At 39.3% G+C, this 17,869-nt stretch carries 19 protein-coding genes; all 19 read right to left on the bottom strand.

Translation table 11 applies throughout. The annotated features are described in order from the left end of the window. Positions 1-187 precede the first annotated feature (187 nt). The gene (locus RBQ60_RS02795; protein ID WP_307885089.1) at positions 188-880 is read right to left on the bottom strand and encodes a DUF554 domain-containing protein; all 693 of its coding nucleotides are present in this window, start codon (positions 878-880) and stop codon (positions 188-190) included. Positions 881-1,129: 249 nt separating this feature from the next. Beyond that, positions 1,130-1,927, bottom strand: coding sequence for a transporter substrate-binding domain-containing protein (locus RBQ60_RS02790; protein WP_307885088.1), 798 nt, complete (start codon positions 1,925-1,927; stop codon positions 1,130-1,132). Between the two features lie 50 nt (positions 1,928-1,977). Next, positions 1,978-2,775: a transporter substrate-binding domain-containing protein gene (locus RBQ60_RS02785; RefSeq protein ID WP_307885087.1), complete on the bottom strand. Its 798-nt coding sequence runs from the start codon at positions 2,773-2,775 to the stop codon at positions 1,978-1,980. Positions 2,776-3,129: 354 nt separating this feature from the next. Continuing rightward, positions 3,130-3,930: a transporter substrate-binding domain-containing protein gene (locus RBQ60_RS02780; RefSeq protein ID WP_307885086.1), complete on the bottom strand. Its 801-nt coding sequence runs from the start codon at positions 3,928-3,930 to the stop codon at positions 3,130-3,132. 489 nt (positions 3,931-4,419) lie between these two features. Beyond that, positions 4,420-5,148, bottom strand: coding sequence for an amino acid ABC transporter ATP-binding protein (locus RBQ60_RS02775; RefSeq protein ID WP_307885085.1), 729 nt, complete (start codon positions 5,146-5,148; stop codon positions 4,420-4,422). Continuing rightward, entirely contained in the window at positions 5,129-5,806 is a 678-nt protein-coding gene (locus RBQ60_RS02770) for an amino acid ABC transporter permease (RefSeq protein ID WP_307885084.1), read from the bottom strand. The genes RBQ60_RS02775 and RBQ60_RS02770 overlap by 20 nt, the downstream gene beginning before the upstream one ends. A gap of 36 nt (positions 5,807-5,842) precedes the next feature. After that, positions 5,843-6,643, bottom strand: a complete 801-nt coding sequence (locus tag RBQ60_RS02765; protein ID WP_307885083.1) for a transporter substrate-binding domain-containing protein — start codon at positions 6,641-6,643, stop codon at positions 5,843-5,845. A 63-nt stretch (positions 6,644-6,706) separates the two neighbouring features. Then, positions 6,707-7,354: a deoxyribose-phosphate aldolase gene (deoC, locus tag RBQ60_RS02760; protein WP_307885082.1), complete on the bottom strand. Its 648-nt coding sequence runs from the start codon at positions 7,352-7,354 to the stop codon at positions 6,707-6,709. Between the two features lie 263 nt (positions 7,355-7,617). Further along, positions 7,618-9,600 carry a bifunctional 4-hydroxy-3-methylbut-2-enyl diphosphate reductase/30S ribosomal protein S1 gene (locus RBQ60_RS02755; protein ID WP_307885081.1) on the bottom strand — a complete coding sequence of 661 codons (1,983 nt, stop codon included), beginning with the start codon at positions 9,598-9,600 and terminating at the stop codon, positions 7,618-7,620. After that, positions 9,597-10,187: a lysophospholipid acyltransferase family protein gene (locus RBQ60_RS02750; RefSeq protein ID WP_307885080.1), complete on the bottom strand. Its 591-nt coding sequence runs from the start codon at positions 10,185-10,187 to the stop codon at positions 9,597-9,599. The genes RBQ60_RS02755 and RBQ60_RS02750 overlap by 4 nt, the downstream gene beginning before the upstream one ends. Positions 10,188-10,189: 2 nt before the next feature. After that, the gene (gene cmk / locus RBQ60_RS02745; RefSeq protein WP_307885079.1) at positions 10,190-10,867 is read right to left on the bottom strand and encodes a (d)CMP kinase; all 678 of its coding nucleotides are present in this window, start codon (positions 10,865-10,867) and stop codon (positions 10,190-10,192) included. A gap of 2 nt (positions 10,868-10,869) precedes the next feature. Next, positions 10,870-12,117 carry an NAD(P)/FAD-dependent oxidoreductase gene (locus tag RBQ60_RS02740; protein ID WP_307885078.1) on the bottom strand — a complete coding sequence of 416 codons (1,248 nt, stop codon included), beginning with the start codon at positions 12,115-12,117 and terminating at the stop codon, positions 10,870-10,872. A 4-nt stretch (positions 12,118-12,121) separates the two neighbouring features. Beyond that, positions 12,122-12,766 (bottom strand): histidine phosphatase family protein, encoded by a 645-nt coding sequence (locus tag RBQ60_RS02735; RefSeq protein WP_307885077.1) that lies wholly within the window; start codon positions 12,764-12,766, stop codon positions 12,122-12,124. Between the two features lie 450 nt (positions 12,767-13,216). Then, positions 13,217-13,933 (bottom strand): pseudouridine synthase, encoded by a 717-nt coding sequence (locus RBQ60_RS02730; RefSeq protein WP_307885076.1) that lies wholly within the window; start codon positions 13,931-13,933, stop codon positions 13,217-13,219. A gap of 68 nt (positions 13,934-14,001) precedes the next feature. After that, positions 14,002-15,150, bottom strand: coding sequence for a D-alanyl-D-alanine carboxypeptidase family protein (locus tag RBQ60_RS02725; RefSeq protein WP_307885075.1), 1,149 nt, complete (start codon positions 15,148-15,150; stop codon positions 14,002-14,004). A gap of 286 nt (positions 15,151-15,436) precedes the next feature. Continuing rightward, entirely contained in the window at positions 15,437-15,793 is a 357-nt protein-coding gene (locus tag RBQ60_RS02720; RefSeq protein WP_307885074.1) for a hypothetical protein, read from the bottom strand. After that, the gene (gene scpB, locus RBQ60_RS02715) at positions 15,768-16,322 is read right to left on the bottom strand and encodes an SMC-Scp complex subunit ScpB (protein WP_307885073.1); all 555 of its coding nucleotides are present in this window, start codon (positions 16,320-16,322) and stop codon (positions 15,768-15,770) included. Before scpB ends, RBQ60_RS02720 begins: the two co-directional genes overlap by 26 nt. Positions 16,323-16,324: 2 nt before the next feature. Next, on the bottom strand, positions 16,325-17,080 hold the full coding sequence (locus RBQ60_RS02710) for a segregation and condensation protein A (RefSeq protein ID WP_307885072.1): 756 nt from the start codon (positions 17,078-17,080) through the stop codon (positions 16,325-16,327). Positions 17,081-17,097: 17 nt separating this feature from the next. After that, a complete protein-coding gene (locus RBQ60_RS02705) occupies positions 17,098-17,706 on the bottom strand; it encodes a site-2 protease family protein (protein ID WP_307885071.1) in 609 nt (202 codons plus the stop codon). Positions 17,707-17,869: the final 163 nt, after the last annotated feature.

Below are 17,869 nucleotides of genomic sequence, written 5' to 3'. Positions count from 1 at the left end.
CGCATACTATAAGTTTCTTCGATTAGTATAGCACCGTTCACCCCAAAAAGCAAGGCTTTTCCTTTCTTTTCCTGTCTCCTTAATTAGTTAGAAAATCTAACAAACTATACTATTATATGATAGCCAAAATCCTTTCAAAGTATAATACATAAATGAATTCGACATAAAATTTTCACCGTGAACTATGTTATAAAATATGACCCAATAAAGGTGTGAGCAAAATTGGTAAAAACATGGCTGGAAGGAAGTTGAGAACTTTTATTTTCGTTATTCCAATCAAGTTTAACCCCAATGCAAAAATTAAAACGGAGCCTACACAAGTCATTTCTGCAACCACCCCATCCGTTAAAAATGGAGCAACCACTTGGGCCAATAAAACAATACCCCCTTGAAATATTAGTACAAATATAGAAGACATCATAACACCAATGCCAAGGGATGAGGCAAAAACCATGGCTGAAATAAAGTCTAGAACGGATTTTGTCAAAAGCATTTCATAATCTCCCGATAAACCTGCCTGCATAGAACCCACAACGGTCATGGCCCCCACGCAGAATAATAAGGATGAAGCAATAAATCCTTCTGCTATAGATATCTTCCCATCCCCTTTATGAAACTTAGTTTCCAATTTCTCTGCAAAACCCTTTAGTCTTGCATCCAAATTTAATCCTTCCCCAATCACAATGCCCATTGCCATGGAAATAATCAAAACCAAAGTATTACTTCCTTTTAATGCTCCTGACCACCCAATATATAAAGTACAAAGGCCAAGACCTTTCATCATTGCCTCAGAAATCCTGCTTGGAATTCCTTTTTTCATCAGCAAGCCAATGCTGCTGCCCACAATAATCCCAATTACATTTACAAAAACCCCTAACATACTTCTCCCCCTATCTTTTGTATAAATATGGTAAGTATATCATTTCCCCCTAATGTTTGTCTATAAGTACAATTCAAAAAAACCCTATCGTAATCTTTGATAGGGTACTTTTAAATAATAATCTGGTTCACTTCCAACATTAAAAGCATTAGCCTAATAGGCTACAAAACATTTATCCCTCCTGGATCTTTTTACCATATATACACCTAGAACACATATATCCACTTCATTCAAAAACAAACGGCTTTCTTATTGGATGTATGTTTTTAATATTTTTTGATACTCTCCACTCTCTTTTAGCTCTTCCAGTCCTCGATTAAACATTTCCAAGAGCTCAGGATTTTTCCCTTTTGGTACCGCAAAACCGTAGAAGTTTCTTTCTTCCACACCTGAGACTACTTTCAGAGCCAGACCCTCAGCAATCAGAAATCCCACAACGATATTATCTTCAAGTAATGCTTGGCTATTGCCTTTCAAAACATCCTTATATGTATCTGTGTATTGATCGAAACTAACGACTCTAAAACCATATTTATCCTTAATGGATTCCGCAAACTCCTCCGCAACGGTGCCACGGGTAACCGCAACCGTTTTGCCAGCTAAATTTTCATAGCCTTTAATGTCCATTCTAGAAGCATCCACAGCCAAAACAATGCCACCAGCTAAATAAGGCTCCGAGTAATCGAATAATTCCTTTCTTTCTTCCGTAATGAAAATACCCGCCATAGCACCATCCACTTCATCTGTAGCCAATTCTTGTAAGGCCTCACTAATACTCATTGGTACAAGCTCATATGTAAACCCTTGATTTTCTGCAATCCTCTGTAATATGTCAATATCAATTCCTACATACTCATCTAAAAAATTTTTATACTCAAAGGGCGGAGATGAAGTATTCGTTGCAATCATATATATCTTCCTTTCTGGCGTTGCTTCCTTATCCTCTGCGATATCTGCACTAATTGTTACTTTATCACTGCAAGCTGCCGCACCTATTGCCATAGTAAGAGCCAATGCCATTATGCCTACTTTTTTCAAGAAACTCATTTAACCCCTCCCCTTCTTTTATTTTTGCATAAGACTCCTTTACAAAAAATTTAATTCTGTATATAGGTATTCAAAATTTTCTGATACTTTCCATTTTTCTTCACATTCGCAAGACCCTTGTTTAACATCTCCAAAAGTTCTGGATTTTTTCCTTTTGCTACTGCAAATCCATAGGAGCTGCCTCTTACCATCTCACTTGCAATTTTCAGTTCAACACCTTGAGAAATGGCATAACCAAGTACAGGGTAGTCTTCAAATAAAGCCACACTATTGCCAAGCATAACGTCTTTATACATTGATACCGAGTCCTCAAAAGGCACTATGAAAAAGCCATATTCATCTTTAATAGATTCCGCAAGTGCCGCCCCTTCTGTTCCGTCTACTACTGCAACATTCTTATTAGCCAAGTCATGATAATCCTTAATTTCATTGTTAGAAGCAGCTACACCCATAACGATACCACTGTCAAAATAAGGGTCGGAAAAATCGAAAACTTGTTTTCTTTCTTCTGTAATACTCAAGCCTGCAATGACGCTATCAACTTGACCTTCCTCCAAAGCCTCTAATGCTTCGCTAAAAATTAGCGGTTTTATTTCATATGTAAATCCTTGATCTTCAGCAATGGCTGCTAATAAATCCACATCAATCCCTACAAAGTCTCCCTCCGTGTTCCGAAACTCAAAGGGCGCAAATATTTTATCCGTAGCAATAATATATCTTTTTGCCTTCGTTGTTTCCTCATTATTTGTGTTGTTTACACTTACCTTATCCCTTCCACCACAGGCAGCCAATCCTATTAACAAGCCTAAAGCGATTACTAATATACTGTATTTTTTAAACAAACTCATTTCCTCTCCTCCCTTTATTAGCTCCCTTCTCCCTTCCTACTTGAAGTGTCAGCAAAGTTCACCCTCTATGTTCCACTAAAGAAAAGCACACAGTTATTTAAATATATTCCACCTTGTAACGTCTTACAACTTCACAGTTTCTATTCTTACCTCTCCATCCCATTAAAAATTAAAACTTCTCTTGCCATTGTTTCTGTTTTAAAAAGAAACTAACAGTCTTTCTAGCTCAACTCACACCCATCACAAGGCTTTACACAAAAATCCCCCCAACTATTTATCAGTATTGATACTGTTTAACAATTAGGGGATTTTATTATCTTAAACTTTTGACGGCATGATTAGGAACTTCAGGGTTTATTTCCGAATGTAAGTGTCTAAAATTTTCTGATACTCTCCGGTTGCTTTTAAATTTTCTAATCCCTTGTTAAACATTTCCAAAAGTTCTTGATTTTTATCCTTCGGCACGATAAAACCGTAAGAGCTCCTTCGTTCTATATCAGAAACTATTTTAAGTTCAACGCCCCTAGATATAATATAACCCATTACGGGATAGTCTTCAAAACCAGCCACGCTGTTCCCCTTTAAAATATCATTATATACCTCGCTGAAATTTTTAAATGTTACTATATTAAACCCATACATATCTTGTATAGATTTAGCAAATGCCTCCGCCTCGGTACCCAGGGCAACCGCAACAGTTTTGCCTGTTAAATCTGAATAGTTCGTAATGTCCTGTTTCGAAGCAGCAACTGCCATAACTATGCCACTATCGAAATAAGGTTCAGAGAAATCAAATCTACTCTTTCTCTCCTCTGTAATACTGATTCCCCCAAGGGCAGCATCCACTACACCGTCTTCTACGGCGTCTAACATTTCATTAAATGTCATAGGTACTATTTCGTATGTAAATCCCTGATCTTTGGCAATGGCACTTAATATATCCATGTCAATACCAACATACTCACCAAAGTCATTTTGAAATTCAAATGGTGCAAAAAATAAGTTTGTTGCGATAACATAATGCTTATCTTGTTCAGCTGATTCTTCACCACCTGGGCTGTTTGCCCTTACTTTATCCCAGCCACTGCATGAGGTCAAACCCGTTACCATAATAATCGCCATGGCCATGGCAGATAGTTTACTGAACATGTTCATTTCCGCTCCCCCTCCTTTTTTCTATTTTTAGAGTCTCCGCCCCATTCCATCTTCTTTATACCCCCTATTCTCCCATGCTTTTAATCTTGGTTTTTCAGCGGGCTTAGGGATTAATTTCCTAGTGGTTATCCAATTTTTCTCTATCTCCTCCAAATCCATACTTGTTTTAATATATTCTTCATAAGGGTGTCTTACAACCTTACAGTTTCAAATCTTTTTTCCACAGAAACAATAAAATCCTAAATTCCACCTGACCCATTTTTTTCAATACTTCTGGGTATTCTTGTTTACGACCAAACAAAGAAAAACGGTACTTGCCCTAAAGCCAAGTTTAAACAAGCTTTTAAAACCACAATGTTTTAGCATCTTTCTGATACACTATTTCTTTGCATAAAAAACACCCCAATTGTTGTCAGTATTCATACTGCCTAACAATTGGGGTTAATTTCAATTGCTCCGATAAAACTTCTATCTAGAAATGCTCCGATATCACAATACTTTGTTTAAGAAGTCTTGTGTTCTTTTATTTTGAGGGTTTTCAAATACTTCTTCGGGAGAGCCTTCCTCAACAATATAGCCACCATCCATAAAAATCACCCGGTCTGCAACTTCCTTTGCAAAACCCATTTCATGGGTAACAACTATCATCGTCATACCATCTGCCGCCAGCTTTTTCATTACCTCCAATACTTCCCCTACCATCTCAGGATCAAGGGCGGATGTAGGCTCATCAAAAAGCATAATATCAGGCTCCATGGCTAACGCTCTGGCAATTGCAACACGTTGTTGCTGACCACCAGAAAGATTCGCTGGATACTCTATTACCTTTTCTTCCAACCCTACCGTAGCCAATAAAGACTGTGCTTTTTCTTTGGCTTCTTCTTTCGTCATCTTTTTACGATCCACAGGGGCTAACATAATGTTCTCAAGTACATTCAAGTGAGGGAACAAATTAAACTGCTGGAATACCATTCCGATATTTTCCCTAACTCTATTGATGTTGCAACCTTTTACTGTTATATCATTATCGTCAACGATAACAGTACCATCGGTAATTTCTTCTAAGCGGTTTAAGCAGCGCAAGAAAGTACTTTTGCCTGAACCCGAAGGGCCAATCAGACAAACCACTTCCCCCTCTCTAACTTCAAGGTCGATTCCTTTTAGAACCTCCAGTTTGCCAAAGTTTTTTTTCAGGTTTTCAACTCTTACCTTTGTCATTTGCCAACCTCCTTTCAATGATCTTTGATACCTTCGTCATAATTGTAATCAGAATATAATACATGATTGCAATTATGGCATAAGTCTCAAAGCTTCGAAGGTTTCTTGCTATAATTTGTTTTCCTTCAAACATCAATTCTGCACAACCGATAACAGAAAGAATAGAGGTATCTTTCAATGTAATGATAAACTGATTTACCACCGAAGGAATCACAATTCTGATTGCCTGAGGCAAAATAATTTTTCTCATTGCCACACTATGAGGTAGTCCAAGGCTTCTTGCTGCTTCCATCTGACCTTTATTAACTGCCAAAATACCACTACGAAAAATTTCGGACAAGTATGCACCCGCATTCAAGCAAAGTACAATTACTGATGCCGTAAAAATCGAAATTCTAATATCTAATGCCGAAGTGATACCAAAGTAGATAAAAAACGCCTGTACCATCAAAGGAGTTCCTCGAATTATACTTAAGTAAGTAGCTGAAATCCAATTCAGCACCTTTACTTTAGAGATGGTAAACATACAAGAAACGATGCCCACAATCATAGCCAATACCAATGAATAAACCGTCATTTGTATCGTCAAAGACATACCCTTCAAAAGCTGAGGCAAAATTTGTATTACGTATTCAAAAAAATTAGTTGAACCATTCATTAGGCACTGCTCCTTACTGCTTTTTATAGAAGGAAATTATTTCTGGATGTATAAATCCAAAATTTCCTGATATTTCCCACTTTCTTTCACGTTTGCAAGACCTGCGTTAAACATCTCCAACAGTTCTGCATTTTTTTCTTTTCCTACTGCAAAACCATAAGAACTGCCTTGTTCCATATCAGTTACCATTTTCAGCTCAACACCCTGAGCAATGGAATAGCCCATTACTGGGTAATCTTCAAAACAAGCTACACTATTACCAACCATAACGTCCATGTACATTGCACTGGAGTCATCAAACGTTACTGTACTAAAACCATACTCATCCTTAATGGATTCTGCAAATGCTGCACCTTCTGTTCCAATTTTAATGGCAACGGTTTTGCCTGCCAAGTCTTCATAACTCTTTACTTCTTCGTTATCCGCAGCCACGCCCATCACTACGCCACTGTCAAAATAAGGTTCAGAGAAGTCAAAACTCTGTTTTCTTTCGTCAGTAATGCTCATACCAGCAATAACAGCATCTGCTTGACCTGCTTCTAAAGCCTGCACTGCTGCGTTAAAGCCTAGAGGTTTTAATTCATATGTAAAACCCTGATCTTCGGCAATTGCTGCTAATAAATCCAAATCAATCCCTACGTAATCCCCTGCTTCGTTCTGGAATTCAAATGGAGCAAAGGTTGTATCTGTTGCAATAATATAGTTCTTTGCTTCTGTCGGTGTATCTGTAGCTTCTGCACTATCTGCACTGCCAGCATCACTACCACCACAAGCAGCCAAACCCATTACCATTGCAAATGCCATTGCCGTTACACTTACTTTTTTAAATAAACTCATTTTAATTTCCTCCCTTGTCTTCTTTAAATTTAGTACACTAAGTACTATATCACATAAATTGGGTTACTTTACTATCATTGCTAACAAAGAACTACTGCCTAATCGCTGTGCGCCGGCTTGCAAAAAATCCTCTGCATCTTGAATGCTTTTGATTCCACCTGCTGCTTTAATTTTGGTGTCACCAAAGACATGTTTTGCAAAAAGCTGAATGTCTTTCAGCGTGGCACCGCCTCCAGCAAATCCCGTACTTGTTTTGATGTAGTCCCCTTTAGAGCGGCTTACCACCTCACACATACGGATTTTTTCTTCTTCTGTAAGCAAACTGGTTTCAATAATAACCTTTAAAATTTTATCCTGACAAGCTTCTTTAATCACATTAATCTCTTGTAAAATGGTTTCGTAGAGGCCTTCTTTTACCCAGCCCACATTAATAACCATGTCAATTTCATCTGCTCCATGTTTTACTGCGTCCATGGTTTCAAAAACTTTTGTCGCTGTGGTTTGATAACCGTTGGGAAATCCAATGACCGTACAAACAGCGACTCGTCCTTGTACAAAAGACACTGCCTGGGGAACAAAGGACGGGGCAATACAAACTGATGCAGCTTTATATTCTATTCCTTCTTTACATATTTCCTGAATCTGCTCCCACGTAGCATCTTGCTTCAGTAAAGTATGATCGATATGACTAAGAATCCACTGCTTTTCCATCTTGCAACCTCCTTTTATTCACACATTTAAAAATTATAACACAAATGCTGCACGACAACAATGTCGTTTTTTCAATTGGTTCGCCTAATTTTTTTCTATAAATACCCCACTTTTATTAAACAATCACATAACTTCTTCAAAATTTTAACTCCTGTGGAAATGAAATCTAGCTTTTCATTACATTTCCTTTCTTATTTTGTTCTTTTGCCATGCACATATACAAAAAAAGCGTTGCTTCTCAGCAACGCTTACTTTTCTATGGATTAAGCTTCTGTTGTAACTACTTCTTCGGTAGCTGTTTCTTCTACTGCTTCTTCAGCAGGAGCTTCTGCCTGTCTCTTGGAGAGGCTGATCTTTTTCTGTTCGGAGTTAACTTCCAGAACCTTAACACTGATTATTTCGCCAACCTTCAATTCGTCTTCTGGTTTCACAACGTGCTTGTTCGCGATCTGGGAGATATGTACCAGACCATCAACGCCGGGTTCCAATTCAACAAATGCGCCGAAAGGTACCATACGAACAACCTTGCCTTCAACGATTGTGCCAACAGCGTACTTATCAACTGCAAGCTTCCAAGGGTTCATATCGCTGTCTTTCAAGGAAAGACTGATTTTACCTTTTTCTTTGTCTACATCCAAAACAAATACTTCAACTGTCTGGCCTTCTTTTAAAACTTCCTTAGGGTTGGAAATTCTGCCCCAGCTCATTTCGGAAATATGAATCAAACCATCAACGCCACCTAAATCGATGAATGCGCCAAAGTCTGTCAATCTGCTTACTGTACCAGTAACCTTGGAACCTGCTTCGATAGATGCAAACAGAGCTGCTCTCTTTGCACTGATTTCCTTTTCAACCAAAGCTTTTCTACCACCGATAATACGACGTTTAACTCTGTCCATTTCGATGATGTTGAAATCCAATTCCTGGCCTTTGAAAACACTCAAGTCTTCAATAAATCTATTTGAAACCTGAGAAGAGGGAATAAATACTCTTACGCCGTTTACAACTGCGATTAAACCGCCTTTAACAACTTCTGTTACAAGACCTGTAACAACTGCCTTTTCGTTAAAAGCTACTTCAATGTCTTCCATACCCTTTTGCGCTTCAATACGCTTTTTAGACAAAAGAACATTGCCGTCGCCGTCGTTTACACGAACTACGAATACTTCGATCTCATCTCCGGGCTGAATTACTGTACTAGGGATAACTGTTGGATCACTGCTAAATTCACCTCTGGGAATAACGCCATCGGATTTATAGCCGAGATTAACAGAAACTTCCTCGTTTACAACCTGAATTACAGTGCCTTTTACAACATCGCCTGTGTGCAGGGTAACGAGAGATTCTTCTAACATTTGTTCGAATGAAATTTCCTCACTTCCTCCTAAATTTTGTACTGCATTGTCAAATGCTTCGCTCATAGTAACAACTACCTCCTTAATTATTGCAGGTGGTGTAGACGCACCCGCAGTTACTCCTATTTTATCATTCTTTGAAAAAATATTCAACACCAAATCGCAAATTGTTTCAATGTGAACGGTATTCTCACAATTTTTTTTACAAATCTCCACGAGCTTTTGCGTATTAGAGCTTTTTTTGTCGCCAACCACAATCATTTTGTCGACTTTTTGGGATAAAGTGACAGCTTCTGCCTGTCGTTTTTCCGTGGCTGAACAGATGGTGTTAAAAACTTCCAAAAGAATGTTTTTTTTCTTTAGTTGCTCTATAATTTCATCAAAACGGCTCTGTCGAAAAGTAGTCTGCACCACAAGAATGTATTTTTCCCCTTCTTGCAGATCTAACGCAGAAGCTTCCTCTGGCGTTTCGATAATATTTGCAGCATTTTCACACCAGCCATTAATCCCAATCACCTCTGGGTGCTGGCTGTTTCCTGCAATAATGACGCCTTGTTTTAAGTCATAATGCTCTTTTACGATATTATGAATTTTTTTAACAAAGGGACAGGTTCCATCTACAATTTGAAGTCCCTTTTCATCCAAAGCATCATAAAGGGCCTTCCCCACCCCATGAGAACGCACCAAAACCGTCCCCTCATCAATATTGTCAAGGCTCACAATAATGGAAAGACCTTTTTTTTCCAAGTCTCCCGTCACCTCTTTATTATGGATGAGAGGGCCGTAGGAATAGGTTTTTTCATTCTTTTCTATTTGCTCATAAGCCATTTCAATGGCCCTTTTTACACCAAAACAAAACCCTGCTGATTTGGCTAATTCCACCTTGCTCATAATTCAACCTTCATTTCTTGGACCTTGCCCATTATTTTCTCCGTAATTTCTTCCATTGTCGAAGTGGTAATTCTCGCTCCACGATATTCTTCCAGTGTCATAGGCGCACCAAATTCAATGCGAACTTCGTTGCGAAACTTATACTCCCCGGAAATTGCCACAGGTATCACAGGGGCTTCTCCCTTTAACGCAAACATGGCAACACCTGCCTTTGCCGCTTTTTCTTCCCCTTCTTTCACACGGGTGCCCTCTGCAAAAATGCCCAGTAATTCTCCACCCTTAAGTACATTTACCGCCGTTTTAAAAGCTTTCATATCCATAGCCGCCTGTCGGTCTACGGGAAAAGCCTTTAAATTTCGCAAGATAGCCCCGAAAACCTTATTCCCAAACAACTCTTTTTTTGCAATAAATCTGGGCAACCTGTCAAGATATACCGCCATGGTCAGTGGGTCATAGTTGCTGATATGATTACAGCAAAGTACGCCATTTCCATCTTGGGGCACGTTCTCCTTACCCACTACTGTTATTTTAAACATAATTTTAAAATATACTCGTACGATTGCCTTTACAAAAGGATAAAGCAACATAATTATACCTCCCCAATTCTTATTTTTGTTATTTCCAGAATTTCTTCAACCACTTCATCAATGGACATAGCCGTGGTGTCTAAATAGACTGCATCTTCAGCCTTACGTAAAGGACGGCACTTTCGGTTCATATCGTTTTCGTCTCGTTTGATGATTTCTTCTCGTACCATTTCAAAAACAGGCTTTTCCCCTTTGGCTTTCAGTTCCCCCATGCGGCGTCTGGCTCTCTCGTCCGCTCCTGCATCCATATAAATTTTCACTTCCGCTTCTGGTAGAACATAAGTGCCAATATCTCTGCCATCCATAATCACAGAATAGTTTTTTGCCATTTCTCTTTGCATATCACCTAGCTTTTGACGAACGGATTGAATGGTTCCAACATGAGAAGCACCTTGCCCAATTTCTTGGGTTCTAATTGAATCCGTAATATCCTCACCATCCAAAAAAATTCTTTGACCGCCCCTTTGGGGTTGAATCTCCAGCCTTATTTCCGTTAATAAGGGTAAAACACCCTTTTCATCTAAAGTGCTAACACCTTTTTGTATACAAAAATATGCCACAGCACGGTACATTGCACCTGTGTCTACATATATAATACCAAGCTTTTTGGCAACAGCCTTGGCAACGGTACTTTTTCCAGACCCCGCCGGACCGTCCACAGCAATGGCAAACTTTTTCATGCTTATTCCTCCTGTCCTTGTGGTAAAACGCCTTCTCCCGCTGTAAAACCGCTGGAAAACGCAATTTGTAAATTATAACCACCCGTATAGGCATCCACATCTAAAACTTCCCCTGCGAAATGCAGGTTTTTAACCAACTTACTTTCCATGGTAGAAGGGTCAATTTCATCTACACAAATTCCCCCGCAGGTGATAACCGCCTCATTATACCCCGCTGTCCCCGTAATGGTTAATGGCAATCCTTTCGTTAAAGTAAGAAGACTTTTTCTTTCCTCTTTTGTAATGCTATTCACCTTCTTACTTTCAGGAATTCCAGAAAGAGCCACAATTACAGGAATCAGCTTCTTGGGCAACAAATCATCTAAAGCGTTGATAAAATCACGATTTGCGTACTTTTCAAAGTCCCGCAGCAAACGCATATCCAGCTTTTTTTCATCCATGGCTGGCTTTAAGTCAATATAAAGCTTATACCCCTCGTCAATGGTGAGGATAAGATGTCTGCTGGCACTTAAAATAACAGGGCCGGAAACACCGTAATGGGTAAACAGCATCTCTCCGAATTCTTCGTAAACTGTCTTTCCCTTTCTGTTTTTCACCTGAATGGAAATGTTGCGTAAGCTTAGTCCCATCAAGCTTTTACACCATTCCTCTGCCGTTTTCAAAGGTACCAAGGAGGGATATAACCTTGTTACCTGATGCCCTACCTTTTTTGCAAAACGGTATCCATCCCCCGTAGAGCCTGTTGCTGGGTAAGATAAACCACCTGTAGTGACAATGACTGCGTCTGCCTCAATAACTGTACCTTTTTTTAGCCGCACACCAACAGCCTTTCCTTCGGAAATTAAAATCTCCTCCACAGGGGTGTCTAAGTGCTGTTTCACCTTGTTTTCTCTTAAATATTGCTCTAATGCGAATACAACATCTAGGGATTTATCAGAAACAGGGAAAACCCTTCTCCCTCTTTCCACTTTGGTTTCTAGCCCTAATCTATGAAATAGCGCTTGGGTTTGCGGGCTATCTAAATGATAGAATGCACTGTACATAAAATAAGGATTTCCCGGGATATTCTCCAATAAGGTTTCCACATCGCAATCATTAGTAAGATTGCATCGTCCTTTTCCTGTAATCAAAATTTTTTTACCCAATCGGTTGTTTTTTTCATATAAATGAACTTCATGCCCACGGCTTCCCGCTCTTCCCGCAGCCATAATTCCGGCAGCACCGCCACCCACTACAATAATTTTTCCCATATTTTCACCCGTTTTTCAGCAATTCACCCATTTCTAAATGAGCCTTATCATTTAATGTCATTAAAAATTTTTTGTCATCTGAATTGATATCAATCATAGAAATTGATGTATTGGTTAACCACATTTTACGATACATATTCAAGTCTAAGCCTAACAAGGCAACCATAAAAACTCGTAATAAACCGCCGTGGGAAACAATCGCAACACGCTGCCCTTTATGTTTTTTCAAAATTTCTTCAAATCCTGCCATGGCACGATCCGCCACTTTATGGAAAGAACCCTCTCCCGGCATGGAGTGGTCGAAGGGGTTGTCAAAAAAGTCTGTATATGGCTTGCCATACTTCTCTGTCAGCTCCGCCACCGTATGACCTTCCCATTCTCCAAAATTAATCTCTTTAAAATGCTCGTCTACAATAAGGGGAAGGCCTTTCTGCTTTGCAATGGGCTCAGCAGTAGCAATCGCCCGCTTTAAAGGCGAAACATAAATGGCATCTAATGGCATAAATTCAAAACGCTTTGCCAATAGCTTTGTTTGCCACTGCCCTTCCTCGGAAAGCTCAATGTCTGTCCATCCCTGATAACGCCCGCCTCTATTCCACTCCGTCTCCCCATGACGGATTAAGTATAACCTTGTTTTTTCCTTTTCCATTAAAATCATTCCTTTTTTTGAAATATCTTAACTATATATTATACGTGATTGACCTATTCCTTTCAAGAAAAAAAGCCCCGAAAGATATATTCCTTGAAAAACCCAATCTAAAAACCGAAATAAGGTATACATTAGAATCCAAAGATTTACAAGGAGATGCCTAGGTTTTTTAACTTTGTCATGTTTTTTATTATTAATTGTTCAAAACGCTTCATTCCCATCAACCACTGCACTGTCCCATTACTTCCCAGCACATAAAAACCCAAGAATTCGAAGGGAATTCATCAAGCTACAAAATTAGCTTAGATGCACAAGAGGGCATAATAAGACCCTCCTTCCAAAAGGAAGTAAATTCTTATTATGCCCCCATCTAACACACTCAAATGATTAGTTTCAGCATTCACTATAAAATTCAACCCGTAATCAGTTTTCACCAGCTCAAAGTCAAACTCACAAATTTTTTAAATACTTCACTTCTTTTGCTGTAAGGTGACGGTATTTTCCTTTGGGTAAATCCCCCATTTTCAACTCTCCAGTAGCAACTCTTTTCAACTGGGCAACAGGATGCTTAATTGCTTCGCACATTTTACGCACCTGCCTGTTTCTACCCTCGTGAATCACAATCTCCACCGTTGACTGACGTTCACCCTTTTCTGTAACTTGAATTTTTGCAGGCTTTGTTTTTCTGCCATCAATATAAACACCTCGGCGAAATTTCTGCAAATCCATATCGTCAGGTGTGCCATAAAGCTTTGCAATATAAGTTTTATCCACATCATGCTTAGGGTGGGTTAATTTATATGTCAAATCTCCATCATTTGTCAATAACAACAGCCCAGAGGTGTCATAATCCAATCGCCCCACGGGGAAAATTCTAGCATTAATTCCCTTAATTAAATCCATTACTCCAGGTCGCCCAAATTGTTCTTTTGCTGTTGTTACATAGCCCTCGGGCTTATGAAGCATAATATATACCATTTCAACTTCTTGTTTGCTAATTTTTTTATCCAGATAGAAAACCTCATCCTTTTTCGGATCAACTTTTGTACCCAATTCCGTAACAACCTTGCCGTTTACCTTTATTTTACCTGCAGAGATAAGCTCCTCAGCCTTTCGGCGGGATGCAACACCTGCTTCGGCAAGATATTTTTGAAGTCTTTCTTCCATACTGTTCCTCCGTCTCTAAGCTCATTTGGAACAGTATACCCTACAGGAAAAAGAAAGTCAAAGAATCTCTAAAACCAAGTAATCCAATTTTTGTATAAAAATGAGAACCAGTCTCCCAAGGTGTACGACGGTGCCGAGGCATCGGCTATAACTGGAATTTCTGCTAATAGCTCATCCCCAAGTTTTAACTGGGCATTCCCTATTTGTTGCCCTACCTGAATGGGTGCTTCTATACTTTCTGGTAACGAAACGGATAGATGAATTTTTTCTTGTTCTTCTTTAGAAAACAAACCTTGGTAACCCTCTTTTAGTACAGCTCCAACTTCTCCTACTTGAGAGTGCAAGACGGAAATTTCACCACAGTTCTGCCCTTGTGTTGCCACTTCATAAGGAAAAAACGTGGCAAATCCATAATTCATCAATGCCTTTGTATCCGTCCACTTCTTTTCTTTCCCGCCGTTACCCCAGCCGCTGCCCAGCACCGTTGTCACTAGACGTACGCCATCCCGCTCTACCGCACCTACGAAACAATGGCCCGCCTTATTGGTAAAGCCAGTTTTCACCCCCATTGCTCCTTGAAACTCCCGTAAAAAACGGTCAGAATTGGTTACTTGGCATTGCCTTTTGCCTGTTACCTCGCCAATTGTTACCTCTGGTTGGGCAATAATTTTACAAAAATCTTCATTCTTCAAGGCATACGCCGCAATGAGGGACATATCCTTTGCCGTAGAATGATGTTTTGCAAAAGGAATTTGACTGTCTAAACCGTTGGGTGAACCAAAAATGGTGTCCTCTGCCCCAATTTCCCCAGCCTTTTCAGTCATAAGTTGGCAAAATTCATCTACGCTACCGGAAACGTGTTCTGCCAAAGCAACGGCCGTATCATTGTACGAGCGTAACATCATAACAGAAAGTAAATCCCCAACCTTCCATTGCTCCCCTGCCTTTAAATCCATATGTACCTCGGGCTGTCTTGCTGCATTTTTGCTAACCGTAACAACCTCATCAAGGTTGGCATTTTCCAGTACCAAAATTGCCGTCATTATCTTTGTCGTGCTTGCCATTGCCAATGGTTCCTCTGCATTTTTTCCCCATAACAAACGGCCAGAATTCCCATCCACTAATGCTGCCCCCTGTGCGCCTAAAGAAGGCTCCCCAGCGTATACAATAGAGCTACATAAAAAAAGCAGGAGAATTAAGATTCCCACACGCCTCATGTGCATCACCCCCTCTCCTGCTATATTTATTCAGCTTATCTAAGTTTCATACAAAAAAAGATTTCCTTTTCATTTTACGACTGTAAATTTCTTTTATCGTAATAAAACTCTCTTCTACTTTTTTATTAACCTTACACCTCTTCTGGTTCACTTTTGATTATAAAAAAAAGCAACCCAACAAAAGTCAGGTTGCACTTACACAACAAAATATTATACCCTTGGTATAACGTTGTATTTTATCCCAAGATTCCAGTACCCAGACCTAATGCATATAATGCCTGCAAAATCAATCTCTAACAATATTGACCTCCGTTACACAATCATTTTGAAACTCAAGCACCAACCATTCGCTGTTAATACTGATTAAGCTTCTTTCCTGCCCTAAGTAATAAACCATATTGTTTTCTGTTTTGAAGTAATCTGTTTCCGTTTCTTCTCCCAGTAATAAAACAACTTCTTCCCTAGTTATCCCCAACAACTGATACTTTTTCAGCAAGTTATCCACAATTCCCACTCTTTCCTGTGGGTAATCCACCCATTGTTCTGTGGAAAACCCATGGATAGCTCGATTGTAACAAAACCCAGAAATACAAATGATAATGATTAAGATTACTTTCTTATTCTTCAATAACGTAGTTCTCATTTTTTCCCTCATGGTCTGCAGCATCCTCTAATGGCGGCAGCTCAGTTACACTTTTAAAACCAAAGTATCTTAAAAACTCGTTGGTTGTACCAAACATAATGGGTTTCCCAGGGGTGTCCATCCGCCCTACCTCGCACACCAGCTTTTTCTCCACAAGCTTACTTACCGCATGCTCCGCACTCACACCACGTATTTCTTCTATCTGGGCACGGGTAATTGGCTGTTTATAGGCAACAATTGCCAAGGTTTCCAATAAAGCTTGAGTTAAGCCCTGTCGGTTCGGGCTTTTATACATGTTCCTTATGTATTCAAAACACTCCGCAGCAGTACACATCTGATAGGCCCCCTCGAGCTCAACGATACGAACCCCTCGTTTTTCATCCTCATATTTATCCGCTAACGTGTGAATAATTGCTTTCGCCGTAGCCTTGTCCATTTCAATGGTTTGGGCAATTGCCGATAGTGGTACAGCCTCCCCAGAAATAAATAATAAGGATTCCACTACCGCTTCCAACTCAGATAATCTCATGCTCAATCCCTTCCATCATATCTTGATATGGTAATTTCCCCAAAGTTCATCTTCTGGGAAATTTGTACCTCTTTTCGTTTAATTAACTCTAATAATGCCAGAAATGTTACAACCTTCTCCATCCTACGTGCATTTGCACGGAAAATAGAATAAAATGTAGCCTTTGGCTGTAAAATTAGCATATCTCGTATATATTCCATCTTTTCATGTACGGTAAATAAATCTTTGGGGACGGTTTTGAAAGAGCTGCGGACTTGGTCAACTTTGGTTTCCTTTCGATTCATAACCTGCTGAAAAGCCAAATATAAATCCTCCATGGTAATCCCTTGAAGGAACTCCTCCAATACTTGAGGCTCTTTGCTTTTCAATTGTTTTACAGCGTCATCCGCCTCTTTGTAAAACACAAGGGCAGCCTCTTCCTCCCATTGCCGCCACTCATGGGTAACGCCCTTTATTTTTTTGTACTCCAATAAACGCAAAACCAATTCCTCTCTGGGATCTGGGCCTTCCTCTTCTTCCGTCTTCGTTTTGGGCAAGAGAAGCTTGCTTTTGATTTCCAAAAGGGTTGCCGCCATCACCAAAAACTCGCTCATACCATCCATATCTGTGTCTTCTGCGGCGTCTAAATATTCCAAATATTGATCCGTCAAACGGGCAATGGGAATATCATAAATATCAATTTCGTTTTTTTCAATAAGGTGATATAGAAGTGCTAAAGGCCCTTCAAAAGCATCTAATCGAATTGTAATATGTTCCAATCAAAACACCCTCTGCATTATAAGATAAAGAAAATCTTACCCAAGAAATTGATTAAGAAGTTTGTAATACCACCAAAGATACCGCCTAATAAACCGAGAAACAATAGAAGCAAGAAAAGAAACTGAATTATTTTTTCATACTGCAAGTATTGAAAATATCGATTGGCAGGCAGCGTTACGGAAAGTACCTTCACACAGTCCATAGGTGCAACAGGCAAAATATTATATACCGCCAATCCTACGTTATAGTAACATAAATAATTCAAAATCACAGACGTATAAATGTTTCCCATAGGTAAGTGGGTATATAAGGATAAAAAAATCATACCTAAAAATAGGTTCACCAAAGAGGGTAGCGTTGCCACCAAAAGAGTATCTCTTTTTCTGTTTTTATAGTATAACCCACTGGTTTCTACGGGCTTTCCCCAACCAAAACCACCGCTATAAAATAATAATAAGAAGCCAATCGGTTCAAAGTGCTTGGCTGGGTTTAAAGTTAAACGCCCTTTGCTCTTTGGCAAATTGTCTCCCAATGCAGAAGAAACTGCAGCTCTTGTAAATTCATGTATCGTTGTTGCAACTATCATTCCAGGCACGCTCAATAAAAAAGTTAATAAATAGTTCATTCAATTAGATTCCTTTCCGAAGAAAATACTTTCTTAATTTTATAATGATACCAGAATTTTAAATAGCAGTCAATTTCACCTGAATATATAATCATACTATTATCTTACAAAATATTTATGCAAAGTTCACTTGACACTAAATGCAAAGCGTACTATACTAAAG

This window comes from Anaerotignum sp. MB30-C6, assembly GCF_030908465.1.
Taxonomy (GTDB): domain Bacteria; phylum Bacillota; class Clostridia; order Lachnospirales; family Anaerotignaceae; genus Chakrabartyella.
This window is presented reverse-complemented; position numbering and strand designations above follow the sequence as displayed.